Annotated in this window: 8 protein-coding genes; 5 read left to right on the top strand and 3 right to left on the bottom strand. The window is 63.1% G+C overall.

Annotated elements, in window-relative coordinates; translation table 11 throughout:
* Positions 1-65 precede the first annotated feature (65 nt).
* Entirely contained in the window at positions 66-1,799 is a 1,734-nt protein-coding gene (gene ngg / locus ACW9IB_RS07605) for an N-acetylglutaminylglutamine synthetase (RefSeq protein ID WP_457413028.1), read from the bottom strand.
* Between the two features lie 3 nt (positions 1,800-1,802).
* Positions 1,803-3,575 (bottom strand): N-acetylglutaminylglutamine amidotransferase, encoded by a 1,773-nt coding sequence (locus ACW9IB_RS07600; RefSeq protein WP_457413027.1) that lies wholly within the window; start codon positions 3,573-3,575, stop codon positions 1,803-1,805.
* 309 nt (positions 3,576-3,884) lie between these two features.
* Here ACW9IB_RS07600 and ACW9IB_RS07595 point away from each other — a divergent pair, with 309 nt between their 5' ends.
* Complete coding sequence (locus tag ACW9IB_RS07595) at positions 3,885-8,693, top strand: NEL-type E3 ubiquitin ligase domain-containing protein (protein WP_457413025.1); 4,809 nt, start codon at positions 3,885-3,887, stop codon at positions 8,691-8,693.
* Between the two features lie 7 nt (positions 8,694-8,700).
* Here ACW9IB_RS07595 and mnmC read toward each other — a convergent pair whose 3' ends face one another.
* Positions 8,701-10,674 (bottom strand): bifunctional tRNA (5-methylaminomethyl-2-thiouridine)(34)-methyltransferase MnmD/FAD-dependent 5-carboxymethylaminomethyl-2-thiouridine(34) oxidoreductase MnmC, encoded by a 1,974-nt coding sequence (gene mnmC / locus ACW9IB_RS07590; protein WP_457413024.1) that lies wholly within the window; start codon positions 10,672-10,674, stop codon positions 8,701-8,703.
* Positions 10,675-10,829: 155 nt separating this feature from the next.
* Here mnmC and pap point away from each other — a divergent pair, with 155 nt between their 5' ends.
* The 4 genes from pap to ACW9IB_RS07570 all read left to right on the top strand — a co-directional run bounded on the left by pap (position 10,830) and on the right by ACW9IB_RS07570 (position 15,351).
* On the top strand, positions 10,830-12,347 hold the full coding sequence (gene pap / locus ACW9IB_RS07585) for a polyphosphate:AMP phosphotransferase (RefSeq protein WP_457366020.1): 1,518 nt from the start codon (positions 10,830-10,832) through the stop codon (positions 12,345-12,347).
* 177 nt (positions 12,348-12,524) lie between these two features.
* Positions 12,525-13,709 carry a thiolase family protein gene (locus ACW9IB_RS07580; protein WP_457413023.1) on the top strand — a complete coding sequence of 395 codons (1,185 nt, stop codon included), beginning with the start codon at positions 12,525-12,527 and terminating at the stop codon, positions 13,707-13,709.
* Positions 13,710-14,216: 507 nt separating this feature from the next.
* Positions 14,217-14,738, top strand: a complete 522-nt coding sequence (locus ACW9IB_RS07575) for a fimbrial protein (protein ID WP_457413022.1) — start codon at positions 14,217-14,219, stop codon at positions 14,736-14,738.
* Between the two features lie 52 nt (positions 14,739-14,790).
* Complete coding sequence (locus tag ACW9IB_RS07570; RefSeq protein WP_457413021.1) at positions 14,791-15,351, top strand: fimbrial protein; 561 nt, start codon at positions 14,791-14,793, stop codon at positions 15,349-15,351.
* Positions 15,352-15,360 lie beyond the last annotated feature (9 nt).

Genomic DNA, 15,360 nt, shown 5'->3' with positions numbered 1-15,360 from the left:
TAACTGTGGGAGCGGGCTTGCCCGCGAAGACGGCGGTACAGGCCACACATTTCTCAAGCGCTCAGCTAACTGTGAGGAAACAACAAATCCACGAACCGCTCAGCCGTCGGCTGCGGCTCATGATTGGCCAGCCCGGCCCGCTCGTTGGCCTCGATAAACACGTACTCGGGTTGATCGGCAGCAGGCACCATCAAGTCCAGGCCCACCATGGGGATGTCGAGGGCGCGGGCGGCGCGGATGGCCGCGTCCACCAGCGTGGGGTGCAGGATGGCGGTGACGTCCTCCAGGCAACCTCCGGTATGCAGGTTGGCGGTACGGCGCACGGCCAGGGTGCGGCCCCGGGGCAGGATGCTGTGGTAGTCGTAGCCGGCCGCTTTGAGCGTGCGTTCGGTCTCGGCATCCAGCGGGATTTTGCTTTCGCCGTCGGTGGCGGCCTGGCGACGGCGGCTCTGGGCTTCGATCAGCGCGCCGATGGAATGATGACCGTCACCGGTCACTTCCGCGGGCCGACGAATCGCGGCGGCGACCACCTCGAAGCCGATCACCAGAATGCGCAGGTCCAGCCCTTCGTGGAAACTTTCCAGCAGCACCCGGCTGTCGAACTGCCGCGCAGCCTCGATGGCCTGTTGCACCTCTTCGATGCTCTGCAAATCCACCGCTACGCCCTGGCCCTGTTCGCCGTCCAGCGGTTTGACGACGATGCGCGCATGCTCGTCGAGGAACTCCAGGTTGTCGTCGGCGCTGCCGGCCAATTGTTGCGACGGCAGTTTCAGCCCGGCGGCCTTGAGCGTCTTGTGGGTCAGGCTCTTGTCCTGACACAGGGTCATGCTGACCGCACTGGTCAGGTCGCTCAATGACTCGCGGCAGCGCACTCGGCGTCCGCCGTGGCTCAAGGTGAACAGGCCGGCATCGGCGTCATCCACCTGCACATCGATGCCACGCCGGTGGGCTTCCTCGACAATGATCCGCGCATAGGGGTTGAACCCCGCTTGCGGCCCCGGGCCGAGAAACAGCGGCTGGTTGATGCCGTTCTTGTGCTTGATCGCAAAAGTGTTCAGCGCCCTGAAACCCAGCTTGGCGTAAAGGCTCTTGGCCTGGCGGTTGTTGTGCAGCACCGACAGGTCAAGGTAGCTCAGGCCACGGCTCATGAAGTGCTCCACGAGGTGGCGCACCAGCACTTCACCCACGCCGGGGCGGGTGCATTGCGGGTCCACGGCGAGGCACCACAGGCTGCTGCCGTTTTCCGGGTCGTGAAAGGCTTTCGGGTGATTGAGGCCCATCACGCTGCCGATCACCGCGCCACTGTCTTCGTCTTCAGCCAGCCAGTACACCGGACCGCCTTGATGGCGAGGGGTGAGGCGCTCGACGTCGACGGGCAGCATGCCGCGCCCCTGATACAACTGATTGACTGCCTGCCAGTCAGCCTCGGTGTGCACCCGGCGGATGCGGAACCCGCGAAACACCCGGGTGGCCGGGCGGTAATCGGTGAACCACAGGCGCAGGGTGTCAGAGGGGTCGAGGAACAACTGCTGCGGGTCGATCCCCAGAATCTGCTGGGGCGCGGCGACGTACAGGGCGATGTCCCGTTCGCCGGCCTGTTCGTTGAGCAGTTCCTCGGCCAGGCTGGCGGGGTCGGGAAAGGTGTGGCCGATCAACAACCGGCCCCACCCGCAGTGCACGGCGATCGGTTCGGCGCTTGAGGGGCTGCCGTCTTCGGCGAGCCGGGCTTGCAGGCGCTCGTACGACGGCGCCTGGCCCTTGAGCAAGCGTTGGCTGTAAGCCGCTGCATGGGGTTTCATCGGTCAGATTCCTTGTTCGCTGAGCCACAGGTTCAGCGCCGCCAGTTGCCACAACTTGGAGCCACGCAGCGGGGTCAATTGGCCTTGCGGGTCGGTGAGCAGGCGGTCGAGCATGGCCGGGTTGAACAGGCCACGATCCTGGCTCGGATCCAGCAGCAGTTCGCGCACCCAACTCAGGGTATCGCCCTGCAGATGTTTGAGACCCGGCACCGGGAAGTAGCCTTTCTTGCGGTCGATGACTTCGCTCGGGATCACTCGGCGCGCGGCTTCCTTCAGGACCTGCTTGCCGCCGTCGGGCAACTTGAACTGGCCGGGCACACGGGCCGACAGCTCCACCAGGCGGTAATCCAGAAAGGGGGTGCGCGCTTCCAGGCCCCAGGCCATGGTCATGTTGTCGACACGCTTGACCGGGTCGTCCACCAGCATCACCGTGCTGTCCAGGCGCAGGGCCTTGTCCACGGCCGCATCGGCGCCCGGCATCGCAAAATGCTCGCGCACGAAGTCGCCGGCGGCGTCGTTGGCGGTCAACCATTTGGGCGCGACGGTGGCGGCGTAGTCGTCGTAGCTGCGGTCAAAAAATGCATCGCGGTACGCGGCATACGGGTCGCCGGCGCCGTCGACTTGCGGGTACCAGTGGTAACCGGCGAACAGTTCGTCAGCGCCCTGGCCGCTCTGTACCACCTTGCAATGCTTGGCCACTTCCCGCGACAGCAGGTAGAAGGCGATGCAGTCATGGCTCACCATCGGCTCGCTCATGGCGCGGAAGGCCGCCGGCAGTTGCTCGATGATCTCGCGTTCGGCGATGCGCAGTTGGTGGTGACGGGTGCCGTAGTGCCTGGCGATCAGGTCCGAGTACTGGAATTCATCGCCACGCTCGCCGCCGGCGTCTTCAAAGCCGATGGAGAAGGTCGACAGGCCTTCCACGCCGACTTCGCGCAGCAGGCCGACCAGCATGCTCGAATCCACTCCGCCGGACAGCAGCACGCCGACATCCACCGCCGCGCGTTGGCGGATGGCCACGGCCTCGCGGGTGCTGTCGAGTACGCGGTCGGTCCAGTCTTCCAGCGTCAGGTTTTTCTCATCCTCATGCGGGCCGTAGGGCAGGGTCCACCAGGTTTTCTGCTCGGTCTTGCCGGTGGCGTCGATGCGCATCCAACTGGCCGGTGGCAGTTTCTCGATGCCGGCCAGCAAGGTGCGCGGCGCGGGCACCACGGCGTGAAAGTTCAGGTAATGGTTGAGCGCCACCGGGTCGAGGATCGGGTTGATATCGCCGCCCTTGAGCAGCGCCGGCAACGCGGAGGCAAAGCGCAGGCGCTGGCCGGTGCGCGACAGGTACAAGGGCTTCACGCCCAGGCGGTCACGGGCGATGAACAGGCGCTGGGCATCGCGCTCCCAGATGGCAAAGGCGAACATGCCATTGAGTTTGGGCAGAAGCGCTTCGCCCCAGGCGTGATAGCCCTTGAGCAGCACTTCGGTATCGCCGCCTGAATAAAAGGCATAGCCCAGGGCTTCCAGCTCTTTGCGCAGTTCCGGGAAGTTATAGATCGCACCGTTAAAGGCCAGGGACAGGCCCAGGTGCGCATCGACCATCGGTTGAGCCGAGCCGTCCGACAGGTCCATGATTTTAAGGCGCCGATGGCCCAGGGCAATCGGCCCCTGGGCATGAAAACCCCAGGCATCGGGACCGCGAGGGGCCAGGTGATGGGTGATTCGCTCAATGGCTGCCAGGTCGGCAGGTTGGGCATCGAAACGTAATTCTCCAGCTAATCCGCACATAAGTTCCTTACCGGTTTTTCCGTTGGGGAGGGTAAACACTCAAAACGCCCAAAGGGCGCATACCCAGAAACTGACACGGGGCTAATCGCGGAGTTTTAGACTGATAAGTTATAAGGCAAAGGGCCGCGACGGCTTTTCGGCGACCCTTTGTCCGGTGCGGGGTGCCCGGAATGGGCGCTAGATAAAGCAGGGTTGCATGCAAGTTCCAGCTTGATCGCAGGCGTCAAGGCCGGGGAATTCGAATCGGTTTTTCAGCACGTCGCGCTTATCGTGAACGGCCATTATTCAACGTAAAGGAAGCCGTTGCCGATGGTGCAAAAACACGATTTGCTTGACGCCGCCAGTCCGGTGACTCAAGCCGAAATGGACGCCGCCCTGCTGGAGATGACCGGCGACCTGGACAAGGCCCGGGCCGTGCAGGCCACACTCCCGCATTGGTTGCTGGATGCCCGGCCGCAGACCTTGCGCGCGATCGAACACACCCACCGGGAGGGCGAAGAGGCGCGTCGGCGGGCAGGGCAATGGCTCGCGCGCCTGCAACCCCTGGACAGGTTCTGCGTCGAGCGCCTGCAAGCCTTTTTGCGCAGTAAGGGCGTCACCGGGGTGGATGTGGAGTGCGACCGCCTGGAGCTGCCCAAACGCAGTCTGTCGGGGGTTGGTGCGGATCTGGGCGGCGCGCTTCAGTCGACCGTGACCGTGACGACCCTTAGCCTGGTGCAGGCGGCGATGCAGAATTTTTCCGCCGACCAGGCCGAACCCGGCGGCATGTCGGCCTCTGCGGTCTTGCGCAGCGCAGCCACCGGACAGCCTATTGTCGGTATGACGGTGAGGGCATTTGTCGGCTACTGCCGCGAGCTCGATCTTGGCTGTGCCTACCAGGCCCACATACGCAACGTGTTCAACCTGCGAGAGCCGAGCGCCGCGATGCAGGCCGATGGTCAGGGGTTCAACCGGGCGGCTTTCGATCTGGGCGAGTCCAGGTGCATCGATCTGCAGATTGAGCTACATATCGCCTATGCCAAGGGGCATGTCAGCGAACCGACCCACGCCGCGTTGCTCAAGGTGATCGAGGCTGACCCGTCGGCGGATGAGTCGTGGAATTGGCAGAGCTTGAATATCGATGGGGTGTGCCTGTGGAGTGTCGTGCTGTTCAGCACGGAGCCTTCCGGTCAGATCCCGGCCAAGCGTGTTGTGGTGTACATGCCCAACGAACCGCAGCGACCCTGGTACGAATACAACTGCCTGGAAGACTTCACGTTGTACCTGACCCTGATGTTCAAGGCCCATTCTTATCGCAAGGTATTCGGGAACTATCTGGATGAGTCAGAACGCCTGGAGTTTTTTCAGCGCTATGACAAGGCCGACAAGGTCGGTCCGGTAGGGGTCATCCCGTTACAGACGCGACTATCGGATTTATTCTTTAAGGCGTGTATCGGCAAGCTCCAGCTCGACGCTCAGGTGTTGGCAGTGCCCAAGGCACAAGTGGATGCCGACGCGTGGCAGCAACGCTTGCAGACCTACCTGGGTATCGGCCTGAACCTGCTCAACGTGGCCGGTTTCGTGGTGCCGGTGCTGGGCCAGTTGATGATGGGGGTGGCGATCGGCCAATTGCTCGGCGAAGTGTTCGAAGGCGTCGAAGACTGGAGCCATGGCGATAACGACGAAGCGCTCAGCCACCTGTTCGATGTGGTGGAGAACATCGCGGGCATGGTGCTGTTTGCGGCAGGCGGCAGGGTAATGGGTACGCTCAAGCGCCAGTTGACCCGTCCTGCGCAGTTCTTTGAAAAAGTCGAGCCGATCAGCCTGGCGGATCAGCGCCCGAAGCTGTGGCGCCCGCGGCTCAATCCGTACAGCCAGCCTGGGCAGGTTTTTCAGCGGGGTTGGCGGGCGGATGCAAGGGGCATTTATCAAGTCAATGGGCAGGCGTATACGAACATCGACGGCGCGCTGTACGCGATCAGCTTTGATCCGGCCATCGGCAAGTGGCGCGCCATGCATCCGCGACGCCCCGACGCATGGCGCCCGCCGCTGGAACATAACCAGCAGGGTGGTTGGCAGCACGTCTATGAACGCCCTCGGGACTGGCTGTCGCCTCTGTATAGCCTCGGGCGAATCGACCCGGCACTGGGCCAGATACCGGCAGACCAATTGAACAGCCTTGCAGCCATCACCGAGCTGGAAGAGGCCGATATACAACGCCTGGCGTTGGAGCATGAGCCACTGCCCGAGCGCTTCCAGAACGCCCTGGCGCGCTTGCGCCTGCACCACAGAATCGGCGAGCTGAGCTATGCCCTGGAGCACGGAATACAGCCCGATGCGTCTACCGCTCGCCTGCAAATGCTGGCCCTGCCGTTCGTGCCGGGCTGGCCTCAGGGGCGTTTTTTCGAGGTGCTCGACGAGCAGGAGAATTTGCTGGAGAGCCTGGCCCACAGCCCGCCCTTCGACTACGAAGACATGAGCATTCACATCACCGAGCAACAGCTCAAGGATGGCCAGGTGATGGACGTCCTGCTGCAAGCGCTCAGCCGTGAAGACCGCGCGCACCTGTTGGGGCAAAACGTTGAAATGGAGCAGGCGCGCACGCTGCTGGAGCAGCGCTTGCTGACGACGCTCAACCGGCAGCATTCGGCGGTACACCAGCGTCTTTATGCGGATTACGAAGGCACGGCCCAGGGGGAGTTGGTGCCGCTGGCCGCGCAGTATCCCCAACTGCCCCGTCGGGTGGCCTGGGAACTGGTGTCCAACGCGCGCACGGTCGATCGCAAGATCATGCGCGAAACCGCCCGCGTGCCGCTGCAATTGGCCCGGCAAACCCGGCGGGTCCTCGACAAACTGCACGAAGACCAGGCGCTGATGGGCCTGTATTGGCCGCAGTTGGCCAATACAGGCACGCGACGTATTGCGCTGGGCACCCTGGAGCGTTTGTCCGGCTGGCCTCGGGACGTCGCGTTCCAACTGCGCGAGGGACGCTTGACCGGGCCTGCGCTGGAGCGCATCGGGCCCGCCGATGCCCGCGTGCGGCGCACCATTGTGCAGTCCGCCGAAGGGTTTCAGACGTTCGACGAGCAAGGGCGCGATCTGGATGCGTTGGCCACAGGCCCGGACGCGTTGTATCAGGCCATTGTCGACGGCCTGTCCCCCGTCCAACGCAACGCCCTGCGCCTGGCCGGTACACACAGTGGTGGCCGTTTACGCAGCCAACTGCGCTTCAAGTGCCAGGACGAGCGCTACCGCGTGCGGGGCTATTTGTGGCCGGAACGAGGCATGCCCGAAGCGGCGCCGTCTTCCTGTATTCAGGCGCAGGTCGGCCCACCGGCTGCGGATCCGCCGGCACTGGTGCGCAGACTCAGAAAGCTGTACCCGCTGTTAAGCGCAGTGGAGATTTCCCGGGTGATCAAAGGCGCCGGCCACGATCACTTGTCCCGCGCCCTCAAGGTGCAGGCGCTGGAAAGCGATTTCGCTTTATTGCACCGCGTGTTGAAAACCTGGAGCAATCAGGCCCCGAGCGATGTGCAGGCCGTCGCGCTGTGGGATCACCGTCTGAGCCGTCATCGCGCCATGAGGCTGATCGAGCAGTGTTGGCGACGCATGACCGTTGCGCGCGACGAGCGTGGCCTGCGCATCCCCGTCCTGGAACTGGACGGCATGCTGCTGGGCGGCCTGCCGACGTTGCCGCCGCAGATTCAGTTCGAACATGTTCAAAAGCTGTCCCTGAGAAACATGCAACTGGGCGATGAAGTGGCGTATTTTCTCAAGCACTTCAAAGGTGTGCATACCCTTGATCTGACGCAAAACCGCCTCACCCGGCTACCCGAAGTGCTTGGGCATATGCCGCAACTGGCGCGCTTGCGCATGGCCAACAATCAGTTGCTGTTGAACGAGTACAGCCTGCGCACGTTGGCCGAACTGCGCACGTTGCGCTCGCTGAACCTGAGCGAAAACCCGCTGATCGATGCACCGCAGGTGGGAAAAATGCTCGACCTGCGCGAGCTGCTGCTGCGCAACTGCAAGCTCACCGGCTTTCCCGGCGGGTGCCAGCGATTGCCCTGGCTGGAGCATGTCGACTTGCGCCAGAACGAAATCACCACCTTGCCCGAGTGGTTGTCCGGCATGCCTCGACGGTTTGCCGAGGCCATCAACCTGCGCCTCAACCCCTTGTCATCCACCAGCCAACTGGCGCTCAAGAACTATCGGCGCAATCACGGTTCGGGCATGGGCTTTCTTGAAGATGACATCGCCCGCCTGAATGAACAGCGGGCCCGGGAGCTGTGGTTGTGCAAGGAAGGGCTGAGCGATTACGTGGAAAAAGAGCGGGTCTGGAAAGGCCTCATGGATGAGCCGGGTTCCGATGGCTTGTTCAAATTGCTCGCCGAGCTGGGTAACACGGCTGATGCGCGCTTTGTGCGCGAGGACCTTGAACGGCGTATCTGGCGCGTGCTGACGGCAGCCTCCGGCGACGAGGACTTGCGCGAAGAAGTCTTTCAGCGCGCCGCCACGCCGCTGCGTTGTGACGATGCGGCGGCCAGCAATTTCAGTGCGCTGGAAGTGCTTACGGAGATCAGCGACAGCACGCGCTTGATCGAGGACCGGGTGATCACCGCCAAACCGTTGTTGAAACTGGCCAAAGGGCTGTTTCGCCTCGACCAACTGGAAAGTATCGCGCGGCGCCACAGTGACAGCAACCCGACGGTAGACCCATTGGAGGTCAGCCTGGCGTACCGTACCGGTCTGGTCGACCGTTTCCACCTGCCGGGTCAGCCCCTGCACATGCGTTTCGCGCGCCTGGGCGGGGTGACGCCCAGCGCGCTGGACAGCGCCGAGGCGCACGTCAGGGCTGCGGAGCTGTCGCCGGAGATGCTGAGTTACCTGGTGGAATTGCCGTTCTGGACCGACTATTTGAAGCGCACGTTCGCTCACCGTTTCGAGCGCCTGAACGAGCCGTTCAACCAGCGGGTGAATGCGGTGTTCGACCAGGGGCTGACCCTGGCCGACGTGGATTATCGCGACCAGATGAGCCTGATCCTGCAAGAGCAAAAGCAGGCGCAGGCGACGGAAATTCGACGCCTGAGCGAGGAGGCCTTGCGCATCGATGATCTGGGCATCTGCTCGTTGCTCTGAGGGCGTGTCAGCCGTTTTTTCCGCGAATCAACGCACGTAGGGCAAAACGGTTCGGATGGCAGGCTTCGGCGATACCGGCCGCCACGGGCAGTGGTTCGTCATTGATCCAGGCCGCCAGTAATTCGCCGCACAGCGGCGCAGTGATCAGGCCGCGCGAGCCATGGCCGCTGTTGACGTACAGGCCGTCGAGCCAGGGACAGGGTGTGTCCGGCACCTGGCGCGCGTCCTTGCCGAGGATGCCGTAGGCGTGGCCGAACGCGTCACGATCGGCCAGCGGGCCGACGATGGGCAGGTAGTCCGGGCTGGTGCAGCGGAAGGCCGCCCGGCCTTGCAGGGTTGCCGGGGCCAGGGTGTCGACAGCCAGGCGCCGGGCCAGGTCGCTGGAGATGTCCTGGAGCAGCGCCAGGTTGCCAAGATGGTCGGCTGTGGTGGGCGTGAGATCGTCGTTGTTGAAGTCGAAGCTGGCGCCCAGGGTGTGTTCCCCCAGGCGTGACGGTGCCACATAACCTTCGGCGCACACCACGGTGGCCAGGGCCCGGCTTGCGTCGGTTTGCGGCAGACGCGTGATCTGCCCGCGAATGCGTTTGAGGGGCAGGTCGGTGAAGCGTCGGACCTCGGCCGCGCCCGCCAGGATCACCACGGGTGCGCTGGCCAACAGTCGCTCACCGTCCCAGGCTTGCCATTGGTCGTCGACCTTGCGCAGCTCAAGCACCTCGTGATGGGGCAGTACCTGGACGCCGGGGTGGCGTGCTTGCCATGCGCACAGCGCCGGCGGGTGCACCCAGCCGCCCTCGGGGTAGAACAGGCCGCCGTGTTCCAGAGCGATACCGGCCTGGGCCTCGGCCTGTTCGCGGTCGAGCAGGTGCAACAACTGCGGCGCAAAGGCTTGTGCCAGCTGGGCCTGGCGCTGGCCTTCCTTGGCATCGAACGCCAGTTGCAGCACGCCGCAGCCATCCCAGTCCACGCCGCGATGCAGGTGTTCCAGCAGGCGGCGGGTGTAGCCGAAACCGGCGACGATCAACTGCGACAAGGCCGTGCCGTGGGCGGACAGCTTCAGGTACAGCACACCCTGCGGGTTGCCCGAGGCTTCCCGGGCCAGTGCGTCATGGCGTTCCAGCACGCTGACCTGCCAGCCCCGTGCGGCCAGGCTGGCCGCGCTGGCGCAACCGGCCAGGCCGCCGCCGATGACCAGGGCCCTGCGCTCGGTGATGGCTGTGCGAGGCCGGGCGAACCAGGGTTTTGCGGCGGCGGGCGGCGGGGTCGCTTCGGGCCAGCCGAGGAATTCACCGCGCAGAATCTCCCACTTGTGGCCGATGCCCGGGGTGCGTTTCATCTTGAATCCGGCGGCATTGATCAACCGCCGTACCCAGCCGGTGCTGGTGAAGGTGCTGATGGTCGAGTGCGGTGCCGCCAGGCGCGCCAGTTCGGCGAACAGCTCGGCGGTCCACATATCGGGGTTCTTGGCCGGGGCGAAGCCGTCGAGAAACCAGGCGTCGACCTGTGCATCCAGTTGCGGCAACTGCTCCAGGGCATCGCCGATCAGCAGGGTCAGAGTCACGCGACCGTTGTCCAGCACCAGGCGCTGGAAGCCCGAGTGAATGGCGATGTACTGCGCCAGCAATGGCTCGGCGAAGGCGTGCAATTCGGGCCAGAGGGCGAGGGCGCGTTGCAGGTCGGCGTGGCTCAGCGGGTATTTTTCCACGCTGATGAAATGCAGGCGCGCGTCGGCTGCGGCGTGTTGTTCGAACAACTGCCAGGCGCAGAGGAAATTCAGGCCGGTGCCGAAGCCGGTTTCACCGATCACCAGCCGCCCGCCCGCCGGCAGGGCGGCAAAGCGTTCCTGCAAGCGGTTCTGTTCGAGGAACACGTAGCGGGTTTCTTCAAGGCCCGACTGGTCGGAGAAGTACACGTCGTCGAACACCCGCGAGTGCGGGCGACCTTGGTCATCCCAGTCGAGCTGGGCGTGGGTGATGGGAGTCATGGGTGGCTCATCGAATAAACGCAGGCAAAGGCAAGGCGGCCATTCTAGCCGATCAAGGGGCATTGAATTGACCCAGGGCAAGCGCCGATGGAATTTCCTCCCGCGTGTTGTTGCCCAATCCGCTAGTCTTGATCCATCTTGAAATGGAGCCGCCCATGTTCGAATCCGCCGAAATCGGTCACGCCATCGACAAAGACACCTACGACGCCGAAGTCCCGGCCCTGCGTGAAGCGCTGCTGGAAGTGCAGTATGAACTGCAACAGCAGAAGCGCTTCCCGGTGATCATCCTGATCAACGGGATCGAGGGCGCCGGCAAGGGCGAGACCGTCAAACTGTTGAATGAATGGATGGACCCGCGCCTGATCGAAGTGCGCACCTTCGACCAGCAGACCGACGAAGAGCTTGCCCGGCCGCCGGCCTGGCGCTACTGGCGGCAGCTGCCGGCCAAGGGGCGCATGGGCATCTTTTTTGGCAACTGGTACAGCCAGATGCTGCAAAGCCGTGTGCATGGGCAGATCAAGGACGCACGCCTGGACCAGGCGATCGCCGGTGCCGAGCGTCTGGAAAAGATGCTCTGCGATGAAGGCGCGCTGATCTTCAAGTTCTGGTTCCACCTGTCCAAAAAGCAGATGAAGGCGCGGCTCAAGGCCTTGGCCGACGATCCGCTGCACAGTTGGCGCATCAGCCCGCTGGACTGGCAGCAGTCCGAGACCTACGACAAATTCGTGCATTTTGGCGAGCGCGTGCTGCGTCGCACCAGCCGGGACTATGCGCCGTGGCATGTGATCGAGGGTGTGGACGCGCATTACCGCGGGCTGACCGTGGGGAAAATCCTGCTGGAAGGCCTGCAAAATGCCCTCAAGGTGGCGAAGGGCAAGGCCAGCGGCATGAACCCGGCGCCGCTGCCCTCGGCGGTGGACCAGATGAGCCTGCTCAACAGCCTGGACATGAGCCGACGCCTGGACAAGGACGATTACGAGGAACAACTGATTACCGAGCAGGCGCGGTTTTCCGGCCTGATGCGCGATAAACGCATGCGCAAGCACGCGCTGGTCACGGTGTTCGAAGGCAACGACGCGGCGGGCAAGGGCGGCGCGATCCGCCGAGTGGCTGCGGCGCTCGATCCACGCCAGTACCGTATTGTGCCGATCGCCGCGCCCACCGAAGACGAGCGCGCGCAGCCGTACCTGTGGCGGTTCTGGCGGCAGATCCCGGCGCGAGGGATGTTCACGGTGTTCGACCGCTCCTGGTATGGCCGTGTGCTGGTGGAGCGCATCGAAGGTTTCTGCACCCCGGCGGACTGGATGCGCGCCTACGGCGAGATCAATGACTTCGAGGAGCAACTGCGCGACGCCGGAGTGATCGTGGTGAAGTTCTGGCTGGCGATCGACAAGGACACCCAGCTGGAGCGTTTCCAGGCTCGCGAGGAAATCCCGTTCAAACGCTTCAAGATCACCGACGACGACTGGCGCAACCGTGACAAGTGGGACGATTACCGCGCCGCCGTCGGCGATATGGTTGACCGCACCAGCACCGAGGTCTCTCCCTGGACCCTAGTGGAGGCCAATGACAAGCGCTGGGCGCGGGTCAAGGTGCTGCGCACCATCAACCGGGCGCTGGAGGATGCATTCGACAAATCCGACAAGCACGACAAGAAGGGCAAAAAGAAATAAACCCGCATGCTCCGTTTTGTAGTGAGCAGGCTTGTCCTGCGCCGGGCAGCGAAGCTGCCCTGACAGGTGCCACAGGGTTGTGTTTGGCATATAGGCCCGATGAATGATCATCGCGGTCGGGCAATCTCGGAACTATCCTCGATCCACCTTCCAATAATCCCGAGATCGAGGTAGTCCATGCGTGAAGTAGTGATTGTCGACAGCGTGCGAACCGGCCTGGCCAAGTCTTTTCGCGGCAAGTTCAACCAGACCCGCCCGGATGACATGGCGGCCCATTGCGTCAACGCGCTGCTTGCCCGCAATGGCATCGACCCGGCGACGGTGGAGGATTGCATCGTCGGCGCCGGCTCGAACGAGGGCGCCCAGGGCTATAACATCGGACGCAATGTGGCGGTGCTCTCGCAACTGGGGACCGGCACGGCGGGCATGACGCTCAACCGTTTCTGCTCTTCGGGCCTGCAGGCGATTGCCATTGCGGCCAACCAGATCGCCTCGGGCTGCAGCGATATCATCGTGGCGGGCGGCGTGGAGTCCATCAGCCTGACCATGAAGAGCGTCAACACCGACAACCTGATCAACCCGCTGCTCAAGGCGCAGGTGCCGGGCATCTATTTCCCCATGGGCCAGACCGCCGAGGTCGTGGCGCGCCGCTACAACGTCAGCCGCGAGGACCAGGACCTCTACGCCCTGCAGAGTCAGCAGCGCACCGCCCAGGCCCAGGCCGACGGTTTGTTCAGCGATGAAATCGTGCCGATGGCGGTCACGTACAAGGTCGAGGACAAAACCACCGGCGAGGTGCAGGTGCTCGAAGGCGTGGTCGACCGCGACGACTGCAACCGCCCGGATACCACCCTGGCCAACCTGCAAAGCTTGAAGCCGGTGTTCGCCGAAGACGGGTCGGTCACGGCGGGCAACTCTTCGCAGTTGTCCGACGGCGCATCGATGACCTTGGTGATGAGCCTGGAGAGAGCCCTGGCGCTGGGGCTCAAGCCCAAGGCGTTTTTCCGTGGGTTCACCGTGGCCGGCTGCGAGCCGGACGAGATGGGCATCGGCCCGGTCTTTTCAGTGCCCAAGCTGCTCAAGGCCAAGGGCTTGAATGTGGCGGACATTGACCTGTGGGAGCTCAATGAGGCGTTCGCGTCCCAGTGCCTGTACGCGCGCAATCGCCTGGAGATCGACAACGCCCGGTACAACGTCAATGGCGGTTCGATTTCCATCGGCCATCCGTTCGGCATGACCGGGTCACGGCAAGTTGGGCACCTGGTGCGTGAACTGCAACGGCGTAACCTGCGTTACGGCATCGTGACCATGTGCGTGGGCGGCGGCATGGGGGCCACCGGGTTGTTCGAAGCGGTGCGCTAGCGATAGACGCTTGTACCGCTGCGGGCCGTCTGTGCCCGGGCATTATCAAAAGGGGAGCGTGCTCCCCTTTTTTGCGCTTGTTGTTCAGCCAAGTTCTTGTCTTATCGTGCATTGATTGCTTAGTTGGAATAACGCTCCAGGCGCTGTTATGTTCTGCGCATGTAATCTTGTTCTTACAGATATAACCTGCTTTAAATTATTCGCATTAACGAACACGTAGTCCATTTCCTTCGGCTGTTTTAAAGAAATCTCAAAATTGCCCTTTATTTCCTGCGCATCTTGATAGGGAACGGCTACATCGTTCATCGAAAAAGACGGCTTACTTCATCGGTTAATCAGTCGACACTTGCCCGGCGTTGAGCAGCTGGCTGAATTGCAATGCAACTAATTGGAAAAATCGAAGTGACATCCTTCGATGACAGTGGCTGCTCAGTCGCTTGTTTAATTCGCCCTGCCTGTACCCGTGACAGGGCAACTTAATGAAACTTGCCAAGTGAGAGTCTGTAGATGAATACCAAACTGAAAACCGTGCTGTTGTCCGTTGGCCTGCTGGCGGGCTCGATGTCTGTTGCAAACGCAGCGGATGGAACGGTGACGTTCCTGGGGTCGGTCCATTCGGGTGCTTGCTCCATCAAGCCGGACTCCGTGGACCAGACCGTTCGCCTGGGGGCGATTGCCAAGCATCAGCTGCAAGCCGGTGGCAAATCCGAAGCCCGCCGCGTGCTGATCGAGCTTGAAGGCTGCGACTTGACCGGGCTCACCGACAACACGGTCACCACGACCTTCACCGGCGCGCCTTCGGCCGTGGTGCCAGGCGCGATCGGCACCGTGGGCGGCGCGGGCGGCGTGGGCATCATGATGACCCACGGCAATGCCCTGGTTGAGCTGGGTAAACCAACCGCCCCGCAGATCATCAGCGCCGGCGACAACACGCTGGAGTTCGGGGCCTACGTCCAGGGCGCCGCGACCGACCCGATCATTCCGGGTGATTTCAGCGCCGTCACCAATTTCACCTTGGCCTATCAGTGAGTTTTGCCCCCGCCACCCTGCGTGGCGGGGGGAAAGCGGGAGGGAGATAGCGGTGAATACATTCTTGAGTCTCGCTGTGGCCTCGTCAGTCTCGTTGCTCATCAGCCCCTGCGCGTTGGCGCAAGGGGGTTCGCAGGGCGAAGGGCTGTTGACGCTGGGCGGGGAGGTGGTGGACTCGGCCTGCGGGCTGGAACTGGCCAGTATCGATCAAACCATCGAGATGCCTCCCGAGCCGGTAGGTCGGCTGTTGCGCAACACGCGGGGGGAGGACCACCCCTTTCAGTTACGCCTGGTGAACTGCTCGCTGACCCGGCCCGATCCGTTGCGTCCGGGTATGAGCCTGCCCGACTGGAAGCACATGCAAGTGACGTTCGAGGGCCCCACCGACAGGGCAGGGCTCTCGTTCGCGGTCTTCGGTGCTTCGCAAGGGGTGGCCCTGCACATCGTCGATTCCGCGGGCCAGGAGAGTGTTCCGGGTGAACGGATGGCACCCGCGCCCCTGTCGGAGGGCGATATGACACTCAACTACGTGCTGTACCTGGTGGGTAACGGACTGCCCTTGGTGGTTGGGGCTCACAGTGCCGCGGTGCGGTTCAAGTTGGAATACTTCTGAATTGATGGG

This window comes from Pseudomonas sp. SDO524_S393 (assembly GCF_054071875.1).
This window is presented reverse-complemented; position numbering and strand designations above follow the sequence as displayed.

Coding starts and splice junctions, on each gene's coding strand:
- ngg (WP_457413028.1), bottom strand. CDS start 1,799: ATGAAACCCCATGCAGCGGCTTACAGCCAACGCTTGCTCAAGGGCCAG.
- ACW9IB_RS07600 (WP_457413027.1), bottom strand. CDS start 3,575: ATGTGCGGATTAGCTGGAGAATTACGTTTCGATGCCCAACCTGCCGAC.
- ACW9IB_RS07595 (WP_457413025.1), top strand. CDS start 3,885: ATGGTGCAAAAACACGATTTGCTTGACGCCGCCAGTCCGGTGACTCAA.
- mnmC (WP_457413024.1), bottom strand. CDS start 10,674: ATGACTCCCATCACCCACGCCCAGCTCGACTGGGATGACCAAGGTCGC.
- pap (WP_457366020.1), top strand. CDS start 10,830: ATGTTCGAATCCGCCGAAATCGGTCACGCCATCGACAAAGACACCTAC.
- ACW9IB_RS07580 (WP_457413023.1), top strand. CDS start 12,525: ATGCGTGAAGTAGTGATTGTCGACAGCGTGCGAACCGGCCTGGCCAAG.
- ACW9IB_RS07575 (WP_457413022.1), top strand. CDS start 14,217: ATGAATACCAAACTGAAAACCGTGCTGTTGTCCGTTGGCCTGCTGGCG.